Source organism: Pseudomonas sp. CHM02 (assembly GCF_000612585.1).
Taxonomy (GTDB): domain Bacteria; phylum Pseudomonadota; class Gammaproteobacteria; order Pseudomonadales; family Pseudomonadaceae; genus Aquipseudomonas.
Map to the genome: position 1 here is coordinate 24,011 of NZ_JFCA01000064.1, position 12,565 is coordinate 36,575.

Consider the following 12,565-nt stretch of genomic DNA (forward strand, 5'->3'; position numbering starts at 1 on the left):
CTATCCCTCCTGCAACTGGTCAACGTTCTGGATGTGTTCCATCCAGCGCTTGGCCTGGTAGAGGATCGCTTCGATGTCACGCACGTCGAAGCACCGCATGTTGTTCGGGACGACCTTGAGCCCCAGTACCGCCAGGATCTGGCAGAACTGTTCGAACTTCTCCGGCTTCATTCGGCTGATCGTCGCCTCGTCGCAACCGACTGCAAGCGCCACGGGCGCGTTGCCGACAGATGCAAGCGCCTGCATGAGAACGCTGTAGTTCTTGCGGGCGCTTACCGTCTGCTCTTGGCTTAATGGGCTCGTCGACATGGCTATGCCACCGACTGAGGCCGGCTTTCTTGGCCGGCCTTCAGTGCACCATCTGTGAGCTTTTCCAGCTGGTACTGGCGCAACTCGGGGACTTCATCCCCCCACTGCCGCACGGCCTCATAAGTGATCTTGAGTGCTCGGGCAAGCTTGGGGATGGAGCCGTAATAATCAATCGCTGTCTGGCGTTTCATAGGCACCTCCAATGCTCATACGCCAAATTCAAGCATGCTTGTATTTAATAAGCAAGCATGCTTGACAAGCCAACTTGTAGATTGGGCAAATGAACATCACTGATCGAATGACGAAACTTGTACTGGCACGGAAGCCTGAGACCGGCGTACGTGGCGTAAAGCGGCTGATCGCAACGACATGCGATGTCAGCTACGAAGCTGTGCGCCAGTGGTTCGCCGGGGACACCGGAAATATCAAAAACCACAACCTGTTGGCGCTGGCCCGTGGACTGGACACGACGGTCGACTGGCTGCTGGATGGCGCCGGCGATCCACCGAGGCGGCGTGCCATGGCCAACGTAGTGATAGGCGATTTCTCCCGACAACAACGGGACGATGAAATCGAAATTCCTCAGTACGACGTGGTGGCCTCGATGGGCCCTGGCCAGGTCCTGCCAAAGGAATACATCGAGACGGTTCGCAACATCACCGTTCGCACTGAGTACTTGCGCGAACAAGGCATCACCTACACCCACGGCGACAACTTGTCAGTGATTACCGGGTTTGGCGAAAGCATGGGTGCCACCTTTTCCAGCGGTGACCCACTGATCGTTGACCAAGGCATCAATGAGGTGGTGGTTGACGGTGTTTACGTCTTTACACTTGATGGAATGTTGTACATCAAGCGCCTGCAGCGCCTGCCGAAGATGCTGCGCATGATCTCGGATAACGAGACGTTCCCTCCCTACGACATCAAGGGTGCGGAACTGGAAAGCATGATCATTCACGCCCGCGTACTGCTGGCCTGGAATGCGAGGAAGCTTTGAAATGGCTGCGCCAGACGAAAGCCCGGAGGATTACGCTGCACGGGCCAGAGATGCAGATAAAATCACAGAGGCCAGGAAAGGGAAAAAACCTGACTACAACGATGGCAATCAGGCCGTCTTTGTCGGGTTTATCGCCGGGACATCCTCACTGATCGCCCTGGCAATTGCCGGCGATATCGGCGAGCGCGCCGACTGGGCCGTAGTCATAGTTTCGCTTGGCGCCGCGGCAGTGAACTACGCCTACCGTCAGTGGTACGCAAAACAATGGAATGAGGCCTGGCGCAAGCGAATGCAGGAAACGCAGCCGAAAGACTGAAACAACCAGAAAACACAAGCCCGCCACTGAGCGGGCTTTTTTTCGTCCCAAGGAAAATACACAAGTGAACTTGCATATCAGATACAAGCATGCTTTTATGAGTGCAAGTCGGCTTGCATACGCGACCAACCGCTCTTTAACAACCAGCCGCAACAAAGCGTCGACCGGGAAAGGCTTTGACGCATCGGGCGTGGGCGACTCCCACCCTGATGCGCCGTATAGACCTCGGTACGTCGGCGTGAAAGACAACGGAAATTTTCACTGATGCCCATCCAGAGCGGTGGGCATTGGGAAAACAACCGGAGGAATGCCCGATGAGCGAGCAACAAACAGCAGCACCAGTTAAATGCACCCATTGCGGAAAGCCTGCTGAAAAGGTGGTCAAGCGCGAAATTCATGATCGCAGTCGAGACCCATACACCAATCGCCCTTGCGTTCGCACTCGGACGATGGAGTTTTGCAGCGCTGAATGCGGCGGCCGCTACCAAATGGGCTGCGAAGGCTGACCGCATCACCTCTGCCCATTCCACCGAGTGGGCAGACGGATGTAATCACCGCCCTGGAGGCGACCATGGAACACGAAATAGTTGTTGAGGGTTTTGTCCTCCAGGTGGAGGTGACCCACTGCGTAAATGAACCGCCCTGCCCAGGCAGCTGGAACAGCGACTGGGACTTTTACGGCTCCCGCGAACTGGAGTTCGAACTCGTGTCGGGCATCTGCTACGACGAAGACGGCGTCCGGATGGATGTGCCGGACTATCAACTGCCGGTGCTGGCCCACCAGTACGGGCAGCAGATCACGCTGGCGCTGTGGCATGAGATCGACGCCCGCAAGCGCCGGCAACGGTGGGCAGCATGAGCCGGGCAAACGTTATCGCGGTGGGCATGATCGATGCTCGCTTCGAATGCATCCGCACCGGCGATACCTCGCCTCAGTTGTTCGCCGAAACCAGCATGGCCATGGAAATGGCATACGCGCTGGGCGCCATCGATGACGGCGAATTCTTCCACTACAAGGAACGCTACAACCGCCTGTATCAGACCCAGGCCGAGGCGTTTCTCGCCGACATTCGGAGGTCAGCACCGTGACGATCATTTGCCGAACCGTTAACGAACTCAGAGACGCCCTGCAATCGCAGGGCTTTTTTCTGGTTGCCGATCTACCCCGACCGCTGCGCATCGAGATTCGCCGCGGCATGTTGGTTGCGAGGTTTACATGAGCAAGATTCCTGAAGGTACACAGTTCATCGAAGCCGGATGTGGTGAAAAGGGCTTTCGCAAATTCGAAAAAGGTTGCTGGTGGTTTTACGAAGGTTTTTGGCGCCATGTTGATTGGAAAATGGGGGCTTTAACTCTAGTGACTGAGCATCCCGATTATGCAGCTCCTGCGATTATCCCGTGGACCGGCGAAGGCCTTCCGCCTGTTGGGACGGTGTGCGAAGTGCTCTGGAACGAAAGCCGCATGGAATACCTGAGAACCAAGGTTTTCGGCGTTAACGAGCACGGCCAGCCAATCCATCGTTTCGACGAGGGCCCAAAGAAATACATGTATCAGGCTGACGTAATGGTTACGACTACCGGTACCAAGGTGTTCCGCCCCATCCGCACGCCTGAGCAGATCGAACAGCAAGAGCTGCGCGAGGCTTTGGAAGATTTAGCACCACATATTGCCGGATACATGGGGCGCGACGATCCAGCAGCTGTAGACGTCGGGCTTGCCGCCTACCTTCTTGATCATGGCTACCGCAAGCAGCCATCACCATGACCACCCGCCAGCGGCACCGGCGCCGCGCCATCCGCTGGACCTCGGCCATCGTTGGCCTGACCTTCCTCACCATCGTTCTACTGGGCCCCGCTATCGGCGGCCTGATCACTCAATAGGTAAACACCATGTCCAATCAAAAAGATGGCGGCCCGGCGTTTCCGTGCTCTGAAAACGGGACGTCCCACACGATCGCCATGGCCGAAATGCTCCAGCTTCCCGAAACCGCAAGCACAGAGGAAAAGGACAAGATCTATATCCAGACCAAGGCCAACGCCATGCAGGGCATGAGCCTGCGCGACTACTTCGCGGCCCAGGCGCTGCAGGGCACGCTGGCCAGCCCCCAAATCAAAGGCAATTCCGACCTCGACAACTGGCGTTACGCCGATTTTGCGCAGTTCGCTTACAGCCTTGCCGACGCAATGTTGGCTGCTCGCTCCGCCTAAACCCTTCCCCTTGACCCCCTCAATGCTGCGCACGTCGCGGCAAGGAAACTCTTGTGTCCGAATTAGCCATCAAGCAGACATTCAGTCTTGCGCCGCAGAACCTCGATGATGCGTTGAGGTTCGCCGACTTCCTCGCAGCCTCCGACATTGTCCCGAAGGACTTTCAGAAAAAGCCCGCCAACATCCTGGTGGCCGTCCAGTGGGGCATGGAACTGGGTCTGCAGCCCATGCAAGCCATGCAAAGCATCGCAGTCATCAACGGGCGCCCATCGCTCTGGGGTGACGCGGTTATCGCCCTGGTCCGCAGCTCGCCGCTGTGTGAGTACGTGTACGAGACCGACGACGGCGAGACGGCTTCATGCCGGGTGAAGCGTGTCGGCGAAGACGAACAGACCCGCACGTTCAGCATGACCGACGCCCAGCAGGCCGGGCTCAAGGGCAAACAAGGCCCCTGGGCCCAGTACCCGAAGCGCATGCGCCAGATGCGCGCCCGATCGTTTGCCCTGCGTGACGTGTTCCCCGACGTGCTGCGCGGCATGCCGATGGCCGAAGAGGTCCAGGACATCCCGACCGAGCGCGAGCTCAACCAGTCCCTGCCCCGCAAAACCGAAGAGCCCAAGGTGCTGCCGGCCTATCCCGATACCAAGCTCGACGAGAACGCAGACAAGTGGCGTGGCCTGATATCCGCCGGGCGCGCCACCCCTGACCACATCCTTTCCAACATCACCAGCAAATACGCCGTTACCCCTGAGCAAGAACAGCGCATTCGCGACCTTGCCCCAATCGAAGGAGAAGCCACCAATGAAAGTGCATAACGTCCAGCAGGGCACGCCGGAATGGCTGGCCCTTCGCGCATCCCACTTCACCGCCTCGGAGGCGCCCGCGATGATGGGCGCTTCGAAGTTCCAGACCCGCAACGATCTGCTGGCGATGAAAAAGACCGGAATTGTCCCGGACGTCACCCCGCAGCAACAGGCCGCGTTCGACCGTGGCCACGCCACCGAGGAAATGGCGCGCCCCCTGGCTGAGGAAGATATCGGCGAAGAGCTGTACCCAATCGTCGGCACCAGCGGAAACCTGCTGGCTTCGATGGACGGCGCCACGATGCTGGGTGACGTCCTGTTCGAACACAAGCTGTGGAACGAGAAGGTCGCCACGCAGATCCGCGCCGGTGAGCTGGAGCCCCATTACTACTGGCAACTTGAGCAGCAATTGCTGGTGAGCGGTGCCGAACGCGTGCTGTTCGTCTGCTCGGATGGCACCCGCGACAAGTACGTCAGCATGGAATACACGTCTGTTCCTGGGCGCCGTGAAGAACTGATCGCCGGTTGGGCCCAGTTCGAACAGGACCTGGGTGAATTCGTCCCACAGGAAACCAAGGTCGAGGCAATCGGCGCCGCCCCCGATCAGCTGCCGGCGCTGCGTATCGACGTAACCGGCATGGTAACCGCCAGCAACTTGGACGCCTTCAAGTCGCACGCCCTCACCGTTATCAGCAACATCAGCACCGAGCTGAAGACCGACCAGGACTTCGCCGACGCTGACGCCAGGGTCAAGTGGTGCAGCGAAGTCGAGGACAAGCTCAAGGCCGCGAAAGAACACGCCCTGAGCCAAACCGAAAGCATCGACGTGCTGTTCAAGGCGATTGATGACATCGCGGCCGAGACCCGGCGCAAGCGCCTGGAACTGGAAAAGCTGGTCAAGGCACGCAAGGAAATGATCCGCAGCGATATCGTCATGGATGCGGCCAAGGCCTTGCAGGACCATATCGACCAGATCAACAGCACGCTGGGTGGCCGCATCCGCATGCCACGTGTGGCCTCCGACTTTGCAGGCGCCATCAAGGGCAAGAAGTCGGTGTCCAGCCTTCACGAAGCGGCTGATGCGGAACTGGCACGGGCCAAAATCGAGGCCAGCCGCATTGCTGACCTGATTCGGGCAAACCTGAAAAGCCTGAACGTGCTGGCTGTCGACCATAAATTCCTGTTCGCGGATACCCAAGAGTTGGTCATGAAGGCCAACGATGACCTGGTGGCGCTGATCAAGGTCCGGATCAACGAGCACGAAGAGCAGCAGGCCCAGCTCAAGCGCCTGGAAGAGGAAAAGGCGCAGCTCGCAGCCCAGCAGCAACAGGTGGTCGAGCCGGTTGCTGAGCCAGTTGTTGAGCAGCCTGTGAAAGTCACGGAACAGCCGGCGCAGGTCGCTGCCACGCCGATCAAGACGGCTGCCGCAGTGCAACAGCCCGTCGACGATGGCCGGCACTTCAAGTTGGGTGACCTGAGCGACCGCCTCGGCTTCGTCGTGTCTGCCAGCTTCATGAGTTCGCTTGGGTTTGAACCTGCTGCCCGTGAGCGCGGCGCAACGCTGTACCGCGAATGCGACTTCTCGCGCATCTGTACCGCCCTGGTCAACCACATCCAGGCAGTACAGGCCAACCTGGTCGCAGCCTGATCATGGCTGCTCAATCCATCCTCGACATCTACGACAGTGTCGAGGAGTTCGCCGGAATCCTGGCCTCCGCTGAGCTGCACGCCAGCGGGGAATGGGAACTGGAATTCGTCGAAAACATCCGCGCCAGCTTCAAGCGTTACGGCGCCCATACCAACCTGAGCCCCGCTCAACAATCGAAGCTTGAGCGCATCGCCAAGCACTGAGGAATGCCCATGAAGACTGAACACCGCGACATCATTGAGCGCGCCAAGCTGGCGGGCATTGAACCTTCGTATCTGGCTCACGAGCTGCTGGTGCATGACCTGGTGAACACTATGTTGTTCGAGGTGAAGAACATTCACTCGCCTTGGAGCAAGCTGAATGAAGGCTGCCAGCAGGAAATTATTGATCGTTTCACCAAGGGCGCGACGGAAGCGGCGCACAACGCCATCGCCATCATCAGCTCGCGCAACGTCGAAACCATCGAGGTCGAGGTGGTGGACGCCAAGTTCAAGAAAAAGGCTATCACCATCACGGCCAGCATTGACGTAAACGCGCCGGATGCTACGGCCTTGGCGAAGGTTCCCGGCAAGATGTGCCTACTGGTGCTGGCGCCAACCGACTACGACGATGGGCTTGACTTCATCCAGCCGGACCGCGACCAGAAGGATTTGGCGCTGCACGTCAGCGACCTGACTGGCAGCCTGTTTGCTGGCAAAGGCCCTGATGAGCCGGACGGCCAGAGCCCGCTGGGCACCGCCGAAGAACTGGCGCAGCGCACCGGTGGCGCAGACGGCGCCGGTGCCGACCTGGATAAAGAGTTCGGCGAGTTCACCTACGACGATGCGGCCCAGCTGATCGTGCTCAAGTCCAACAACAAGGCGTTCAAGGCCCACTGGATCCAGAGCCGACTGGCCATCGATAGCGACAAGGCTGCATCTCTGCTGATCCGCCTGCTTGATAACGGTGTGATCGCGCTGGACGCCGAGGGCGAAACCGCCATGGATCACAGCTACAAGGTCGTCGCCACTCTGGAAGACGTGACCTAAACCTATCCCCGCAACACCGCCAGGCGCCTATGGGCGCCTTTCTTGTGCCTGGAGAAAACCTATGTCCGAGTTGATTTGCTTCTTCGATACCGAAACCACTGGCCTGCCGCAGTTCAAGGCGCCCAGCGATCACCCCGACCAACCGCATATCGTCGACATCTGCGCCCTGCTGTACACCCCTGATGGCGTGCTGGTGGACTCGTTCGAAGCGATGGTGCGCCCTGATGGCTGGGTGATCCCTGACAACGTTGCAGCGATCCACGGCATCACCACTGAAATGGCCCTGGAGCACGGCATTCCAGAGCGTGAAGCGGTCGCCGGCTTCATGAGCATCATGGCGCAGGCCGGCCTGCGCGTTGCTCACAACGTATCGTTCGATGACCGCATCTTGCGCATTGGCTTGAAGCGTTTCATGGATGAAGCCACCGCCGACGAATTCAAGGCCGGGCCGAAGTACTGCACCTGCCAGGCCGCCACCAGCATCGTCAAATGCCCGCCGACCGAACGCATGATCGCCGCCGGCCGTGGGCGTCAGTTCAAACAGCCCTCGGTTGCCGAGGCCCTGCTGCACTTCACCGGTGAAGAACTGGTCGGTGGCCACCGCGCGCGGCCCGACACCGAAGCGTGCGCCCGCATCTACTTCGCCATGAACCCGCCTGCTCAGGTGGCTTAATTCTGCTGGCGCCCCGCGTGGGCGCCCTTGAGGTGCCCCATGAACTCAACAGCACTCAAGGCGCTGGCGGACGCGTTCGACCGCCAGTTCCAGGCGCCCGCGCCGAAAACCAAGCTTCTCCCGCCCATCGTAGCCAACGAGCCGTTGCCCGAACTGGTCATAACCGGCCCCATCAACCGCGTCATAGAACTGGAGGCAAAGCGGTGGGCCGTCGACTTCGTCCAGGCCTTGGGGCCATCCATACGGCGCGAGCCGGTACGGACCAAGGCCATCGCCGATCTGACCCGGTACGCCGTGCAGCAACCGGCCAGCGTGGCCAGCGGCGTGAAGATCGTCATTGATATGTTGAAGGGGGCTTCATGAGCAGGCCACCACTCGGCGAACGAGCAGTCGCCGCACTTATTCGTTACGAGTCAGCAGCAGCCGAGCTGACGAGGATCAAGAAAGCCATTGTGACCACGCTTGAACAGTGCCCGATCACCATCGAGGCATACAAAGAGTTCGACGATAAGTCGCCCCTTTGGGACAACAGCCGCGTCAACCACCACCTGCATCAGGCCCTCACCGCAACCGTGAGCGATTACTGCTCTGAGCGCCGCCTCGACCAAGAAGAAATCACAGACCAGCTCACCGGCTGGGATGAGGAATCCGAAGGTGCTTGCCCGCACTGCCTCGCTGCTTGGAGTTTGATTCTCGCCAGGAAAGACGCTCGCCGGGAGTTCGGCAACGCGAAACGTCTTGTCCGCGCACTCGGCAAGTTGGCTATCAAGGCACTGCCGTCATGACCAACCTACGCCGCACCACCACCATTCGCGGGCGGCCCATGAAGCCGCTCGACCTGCAAACCATCTGTGACCAGTGCGGGAAGTCCCGCGCCCACGGCAACCACGACAAGTGCAGCAAGGCCCGGCAGGTGCAAATGGCCGAGCTGCGTGCACGGGAGAAAAACCAATGAACACACCACCCAAGGCGTTCTGTCATTCCTGCAATGGAACCGGCATCGATCCAGCAGTCGGTTTCCTTGACTGTGAATTCTGCAAACTATCGCCAGCAGGCGTTTCATTGTCGGCGCCAGAACAGCCCGACCCGTCGTGCGACACCTGCAATGACCGCGGGGAGATTGGTTGCCTGCGTCCTGATGGCTATGACGGCGACCGCTGCCCTGAGTGCAATCCGGCAACGGTGAAGCGTTACCACGTAACCGAGGCCGGCCTTGTGGAAGGCCCGGCCCTTGGCCGACTCAACGTTGTGCTGGGCGCCGATCATGACCGGGTAACCGCCGAGCGTGACGCCCTGCAACAGCGCCTGACCGCCGCCGAGCAGCGAAATGAGGAGCTGGTCGAGTTGCTGCGTGACGCTTCTGAGTACGTACGGCACCCTGATTATGATTGGCATATTGGTTTTATCACCGATGTTGACGCCGCACTCAAGCCAGCAGAGGGTGATGGCGATGAGTAACTCGGTAGCCGCTCTCTACGTTGAGCCGGAAGGGCATTACATCGGCGTGCCTGGCGTAGATCCGTGGGACGAAAAGCGTGACGCCAGGAAATATAACGGACCTCACCCGGTTGTAGCGCACCCCCCTTGCCAGCGCTGGGGCCGTTTCTGGCACGGAAGTACCCGCAAGCCTCACCAGTTCAAGCTGGGCGATGACGACGGTTGCTTTGCTTCCGCCCTGTCTTCGCTTGTTGAGTTCGGCGGCGTTCTTGAGCATCCATGCGACTCGCATGCCTGGGCTGCTTTTGGCCTTAAAAAGCCTCCGCGCTCAGGTGGGTGGGTAGAGGCGGCAGCAGGCATGTGGACGTGCTGTGTGTACCAGGGGCATTACGGGCACATGGCTGGAAAGCCGACTTGGCTTCTCGCTTCTGGCGTATCGCGCGAGAAATTGCCAGAACTTCGGTGGGGTAAAGTAGAGCAGCGCATTCACCCGGTAGCACTGGCTAAGCATGGCTACGAAAAAGCACGCCGCATAGGAATGATGGCGATGATCGGCGGCAAGGATAAAACAAAGCTCCGCAATGCTACTCCGCCAGAATTCCGCGACGTTCTGATCGAAATAGCTAGAACCGTGGGGATTAATCCATGAAATCCCAACTCCCCGCCTACTGCTGGTGCCTGCTGGCACTGGCACAACTGATTTGCTGAGGTGATTTATGGGTCACGTAATTGAGGTAACGCAGAACCCGGATGGGTCTTGGACAGCCAAGGGCGGCTCAAGCTTCACCGTGGTTAGCGTCACCTGCACAACCCGGCACAAGGCCGTTACCAACCTTGACGCGGCATTGACCGCTATCGCATCGAAGGCCAAGCCATGACCACCACTCAAACGATTGACGGCGTGCTGATCTCGCGTCAGCTTGCCGAACGTCTTACCGAGGGCTGGAATGGCACGGACGCACGCATTGAGCTGCGCTCCCTGCTGGATGCGCCTGCCGAGAACGTGCAATGGGTAAGCGTCGAAGCTTTCAACCGGGTAAGCACCGAATTGGAGGAATTGAAAGCCGCCCAGCCCCAGGGCGAGCCGGTGTGCCTGGTTCGCTCTCACGGTTCGGACTGCTGGGAAGAAATGAGCGGCGAAAGCCTTGAAATGTGCCAAGCGCAGCCTGGTGAGTATGAGGTACGTAAGCTCTACGCCGAGCAGCCAGCGCCGGTAGCGGTGGTGATGCCAGATCCGTGGCAGCCAATCGAAACCGCGCCGAAGGACGGAACAGAAATAATCCTGCGCAAAGGCGACCGGGTGACATCGGGAGCATGGATCGAATGGACAAAATCAGAAGCAGAGTTCCACTCAACCGGCGCCTATCTGGGCAACTACGAGTATGACTCTGGTGCGTCGTGGTCCTCATGGGACGGAGGATTCTGTGAAGACGACGAGCCAACCCACTGGCAGCCGCTCCCCGCCCTAACTCCTAAGCAGTAACCCCCACCCAATCCAATCAATCCAGCCGGCGACGGCGTGGCGAGGTATTCCCATGAACACTGCACGCACCGACACCCCACCAGCAATCCACATCGAGTACATCAAGTTGCCAGAGGTTCGGCGAATCTCGGGTCTAAGCACCACCAGCATTTACCGCATGGCTGTTGCCGGCGACTTCCCAAAACAACGGAAGCTAGGCGTCAAAGCTGTGGCCTGGATTCGTGCCGAGGTTGAGCAGTGGGCGGCATCGCGCTCTGTGGTCGGTCAGCCGCCGGCGGCGACCGAATCCAAGTAGTCGGCCCACTCCTGCATCATCACCCGCCGTTGCTCCACGTATTCGGCATGGTTGTAAGACCTGCGCACCTTGCTCCCGCTGGCGTGCGATAGCTGTGCCTCGACCCAATCCCCGTTGTACCCCATCTCATTCAAGGCTGTAGAGATCGACGCACGTATCCCGTGCCCGGTGAGCCTCCCCTCGTACCCCATGCGTTTCAGTGCTGAGTTGACCGTGTTGTTGCTGATCGGCTGCCGTGGGTCATTACGACCCGCGATCAGCAGACGGTAGCCACCGGTCAACTGGTGCACCTTGCGCATTTCCTCCACCGCCTGCCGCGACAGTGGCACCAGATATGGCGGTACTTCATCCTCCTTTGATTGTCTTCGAACCCTCTTTTTCAACTGCTTTACAGCATCAGGCGGGATCGACCAGAGCCCGACCTCCAGGTCGACCTGGTCAATCGTTGCGTTGCGCAGTTCTGTGGTGCGCACGCCGGTCAACCACAAGATCCTGATGGCGCACTTCACATACGCGGCCGCTGTTGACGCCTGCAGCACGTCGAAGAATTCTTTCAGCTCGCTGCGCACCAGCATGGGGTTGTGCCGCACAGGCGGCTCTTGCTGGGCCACGATGTCCAGGTCTGAGGCCGGGTTGATGTCCAGGTATCCCGACACCATGCCGTAGCGGAAAATCTCGTTCAGCCAGGACCGGCACTTGCGCGCCGAGTTGAGGGCGCCACGCTTCTCGATCCGGCGCAGCGCGGCCAGCACGTCGGAGCGCTTCACGTCGGCTATCGGGATCTTGCCCAGGACCGGGATCAAGTCCTTGTCCAGGTAGAACCTTGCCTGGGCCGAACCGCCGCTGGCTGACACAACCATGCGCGGCGCCTTGAAGGCATGCCACTCATTGGCTACGGCCTCAAACGTGTTCATGGCCAGGGCGCTGGCCTGATGCTTTTCCTCACGGCGCTTGGCGCGCGGATCGACACCTTTGGCCACAAGCCCCCTGGCCTGGTCGCGCAGTTCGCGGGCGTCCTTGAGGGATATCTCTGGGTAGGTGCCCAGCGACATGCGCGGCTGCTTGCCAAGCCATGAGAACCGGAAGTGCCACGACTTGGTGCCATTGGTGGCGACGAACAGGGAGAGCCCGCTGCCGTCCGTGAGGGTGAAGTCCTTGTCAGCAGGCTTGGCCTGTCGAACGGCCGTGTCAGTCAGGGGCATTAGTACATCACCAGTCCAGTCGAATTAGAGTGTGCTGTGCAATGTACTAAAAAATTCGGGAAGGTGTGGAAAGAGTCGGTGATTGGCGGAAATAGTTAATCCGCTTAAAGCGAATCTTTTCATGGCTTGGTGGGAAGTGGCGGCATGAGGCGGATGGTTTAACTAT

Annotated in this window: 21 protein-coding genes; 18 read left to right on the forward strand and 3 right to left on the reverse strand. The window is 59.4% G+C overall.

The genetic code is table 11. The features are described from left to right. Nucleotides 1–309 (reverse strand): CII family transcriptional regulator, encoded by a 309-nt coding sequence (locus BM70_RS0127855; protein ID WP_025859065.1) that lies wholly within the window; start codon nucleotides 307–309, stop codon nucleotides 1–3. A gap of 2 nt (nucleotides 310–311) precedes the next feature. Then, nucleotides 312–500 carry a Cro/CI family transcriptional regulator gene (locus BM70_RS0127860; RefSeq protein WP_025859066.1) on the reverse strand — a complete coding sequence of 63 codons (189 nt, stop codon included), beginning with the start codon at nucleotides 498–500 and terminating at the stop codon, nucleotides 312–314. Nucleotides 501–589: 89 nt separating this feature from the next. On the opposite strand from BM70_RS0127860, the gene BM70_RS0127865 reads away from it, so the two are divergent. From BM70_RS0127865 to BM70_RS0127955, 18 genes are all read left to right on the forward strand, one after another. Then, entirely contained in the window at nucleotides 590–1,306 is a 717-nt protein-coding gene (locus BM70_RS0127865; RefSeq protein ID WP_025859067.1) for a S24 family peptidase, read from the forward strand. 1 nt (nucleotide 1,307) lies between these two features. Further along, nucleotides 1,308–1,622 (forward strand): tripartite tricarboxylate transporter TctB family protein, encoded by a 315-nt coding sequence (locus BM70_RS0127870; RefSeq protein ID WP_025859068.1) that lies wholly within the window; start codon nucleotides 1,308–1,310, stop codon nucleotides 1,620–1,622. Nucleotides 1,623–2,193: 571 nt separating this feature from the next. Then, nucleotides 2,194–2,481 carry a hypothetical protein gene (locus tag BM70_RS0127875; protein WP_025859069.1) on the forward strand — a complete coding sequence of 96 codons (288 nt, stop codon included), beginning with the start codon at nucleotides 2,194–2,196 and terminating at the stop codon, nucleotides 2,479–2,481. Further along, nucleotides 2,478–2,711: a hypothetical protein gene (locus tag BM70_RS0127880; RefSeq protein WP_025859070.1), complete on the forward strand. Its 234-nt coding sequence runs from the start codon at nucleotides 2,478–2,480 to the stop codon at nucleotides 2,709–2,711. The genes BM70_RS0127875 and BM70_RS0127880 overlap by 4 nt, the downstream gene beginning before the upstream one ends. 127 nt (nucleotides 2,712–2,838) lie before the next feature. After that, nucleotides 2,839–3,387, forward strand: coding sequence for a hypothetical protein (locus BM70_RS32810; protein WP_081782146.1), 549 nt, complete (start codon nucleotides 2,839–2,841; stop codon nucleotides 3,385–3,387). A 125-nt stretch (nucleotides 3,388–3,512) separates the two neighbouring features. Beyond that, complete coding sequence (locus tag BM70_RS33235) at nucleotides 3,513–3,830, forward strand: hypothetical protein (protein WP_025859072.1); 318 nt, start codon at nucleotides 3,513–3,515, stop codon at nucleotides 3,828–3,830. Between the two features lie 53 nt (nucleotides 3,831–3,883). Further along, entirely contained in the window at nucleotides 3,884–4,645 is a 762-nt protein-coding gene (locus tag BM70_RS0127900) for a recombinase RecT (protein ID WP_025859073.1), read from the forward strand. Further along, nucleotides 4,632–6,281 (forward strand): YqaJ viral recombinase family protein, encoded by a 1,650-nt coding sequence (locus BM70_RS0127905; RefSeq protein WP_025859074.1) that lies wholly within the window; start codon nucleotides 4,632–4,634, stop codon nucleotides 6,279–6,281. Before BM70_RS0127900 ends, BM70_RS0127905 begins: the two co-directional genes overlap by 14 nt. Before the next feature lie 2 nt (nucleotides 6,282–6,283). Next, nucleotides 6,284–6,484 (forward strand): hypothetical protein, encoded by a 201-nt coding sequence (locus BM70_RS0127910; protein WP_017847647.1) that lies wholly within the window; start codon nucleotides 6,284–6,286, stop codon nucleotides 6,482–6,484. A gap of 9 nt (nucleotides 6,485–6,493) precedes the next feature. Next, on the forward strand, nucleotides 6,494–7,309 hold the full coding sequence (locus BM70_RS0127915; protein WP_025859075.1) for a hypothetical protein: 816 nt from the start codon (nucleotides 6,494–6,496) through the stop codon (nucleotides 7,307–7,309). Nucleotides 7,310–7,370: 61 nt separating this feature from the next. Next, complete coding sequence (locus BM70_RS0127920) at nucleotides 7,371–7,982, forward strand: 3'-5' exonuclease (RefSeq protein WP_025859076.1); 612 nt, start codon at nucleotides 7,371–7,373, stop codon at nucleotides 7,980–7,982. A 39-nt stretch (nucleotides 7,983–8,021) separates the two neighbouring features. Then, entirely contained in the window at nucleotides 8,022–8,345 is a 324-nt protein-coding gene (locus tag BM70_RS0127925) for a hypothetical protein (RefSeq protein WP_025859077.1), read from the forward strand. Further along, nucleotides 8,342–8,767, forward strand: coding sequence for a hypothetical protein (locus tag BM70_RS0127930; protein WP_025859078.1), 426 nt, complete (start codon nucleotides 8,342–8,344; stop codon nucleotides 8,765–8,767). Before BM70_RS0127925 ends, BM70_RS0127930 begins: the two co-directional genes overlap by 4 nt. Then, nucleotides 8,764–8,937 (forward strand): hypothetical protein, encoded by a 174-nt coding sequence (locus tag BM70_RS33440; RefSeq protein WP_177326601.1) that lies wholly within the window; start codon nucleotides 8,764–8,766, stop codon nucleotides 8,935–8,937. Before BM70_RS0127930 ends, BM70_RS33440 begins: the two co-directional genes overlap by 4 nt. Next, nucleotides 8,934–9,440 carry a hypothetical protein gene (locus BM70_RS33240; RefSeq protein ID WP_155952214.1) on the forward strand — a complete coding sequence of 169 codons (507 nt, stop codon included), beginning with the start codon at nucleotides 8,934–8,936 and terminating at the stop codon, nucleotides 9,438–9,440. The genes BM70_RS33440 and BM70_RS33240 overlap by 4 nt, the downstream gene beginning before the upstream one ends. Then, entirely contained in the window at nucleotides 9,433–10,068 is a 636-nt protein-coding gene (locus tag BM70_RS32815) for a hypothetical protein (protein ID WP_081782148.1), read from the forward strand. Before BM70_RS33240 ends, BM70_RS32815 begins: the two co-directional genes overlap by 8 nt. Nucleotides 10,069–10,293: 225 nt before the next feature. Further along, nucleotides 10,294–10,902, forward strand: a complete 609-nt coding sequence (locus BM70_RS0127950) for a phage protein (RefSeq protein WP_025859081.1) — start codon at nucleotides 10,294–10,296, stop codon at nucleotides 10,900–10,902. A 52-nt stretch (nucleotides 10,903–10,954) separates the two neighbouring features. Beyond that, a complete protein-coding gene (locus BM70_RS0127955) occupies nucleotides 10,955–11,197 on the forward strand; it encodes an AlpA family transcriptional regulator (protein WP_025859082.1) in 243 nt (80 codons plus the stop codon). Here BM70_RS0127955 and BM70_RS0127960 read toward each other — a convergent pair. Beyond that, the gene (locus BM70_RS0127960; RefSeq protein ID WP_025859083.1) at nucleotides 11,167–12,399 is read right to left on the reverse strand and encodes an integrase arm-type DNA-binding domain-containing protein; all 1,233 of its coding nucleotides are present in this window, start codon (nucleotides 12,397–12,399) and stop codon (nucleotides 11,167–11,169) included. The two genes, BM70_RS0127955 and BM70_RS0127960, sit on opposite strands and share 31 nt — an antisense overlap. Between the last annotated feature and the right edge of the window lie 166 nt (nucleotides 12,400–12,565).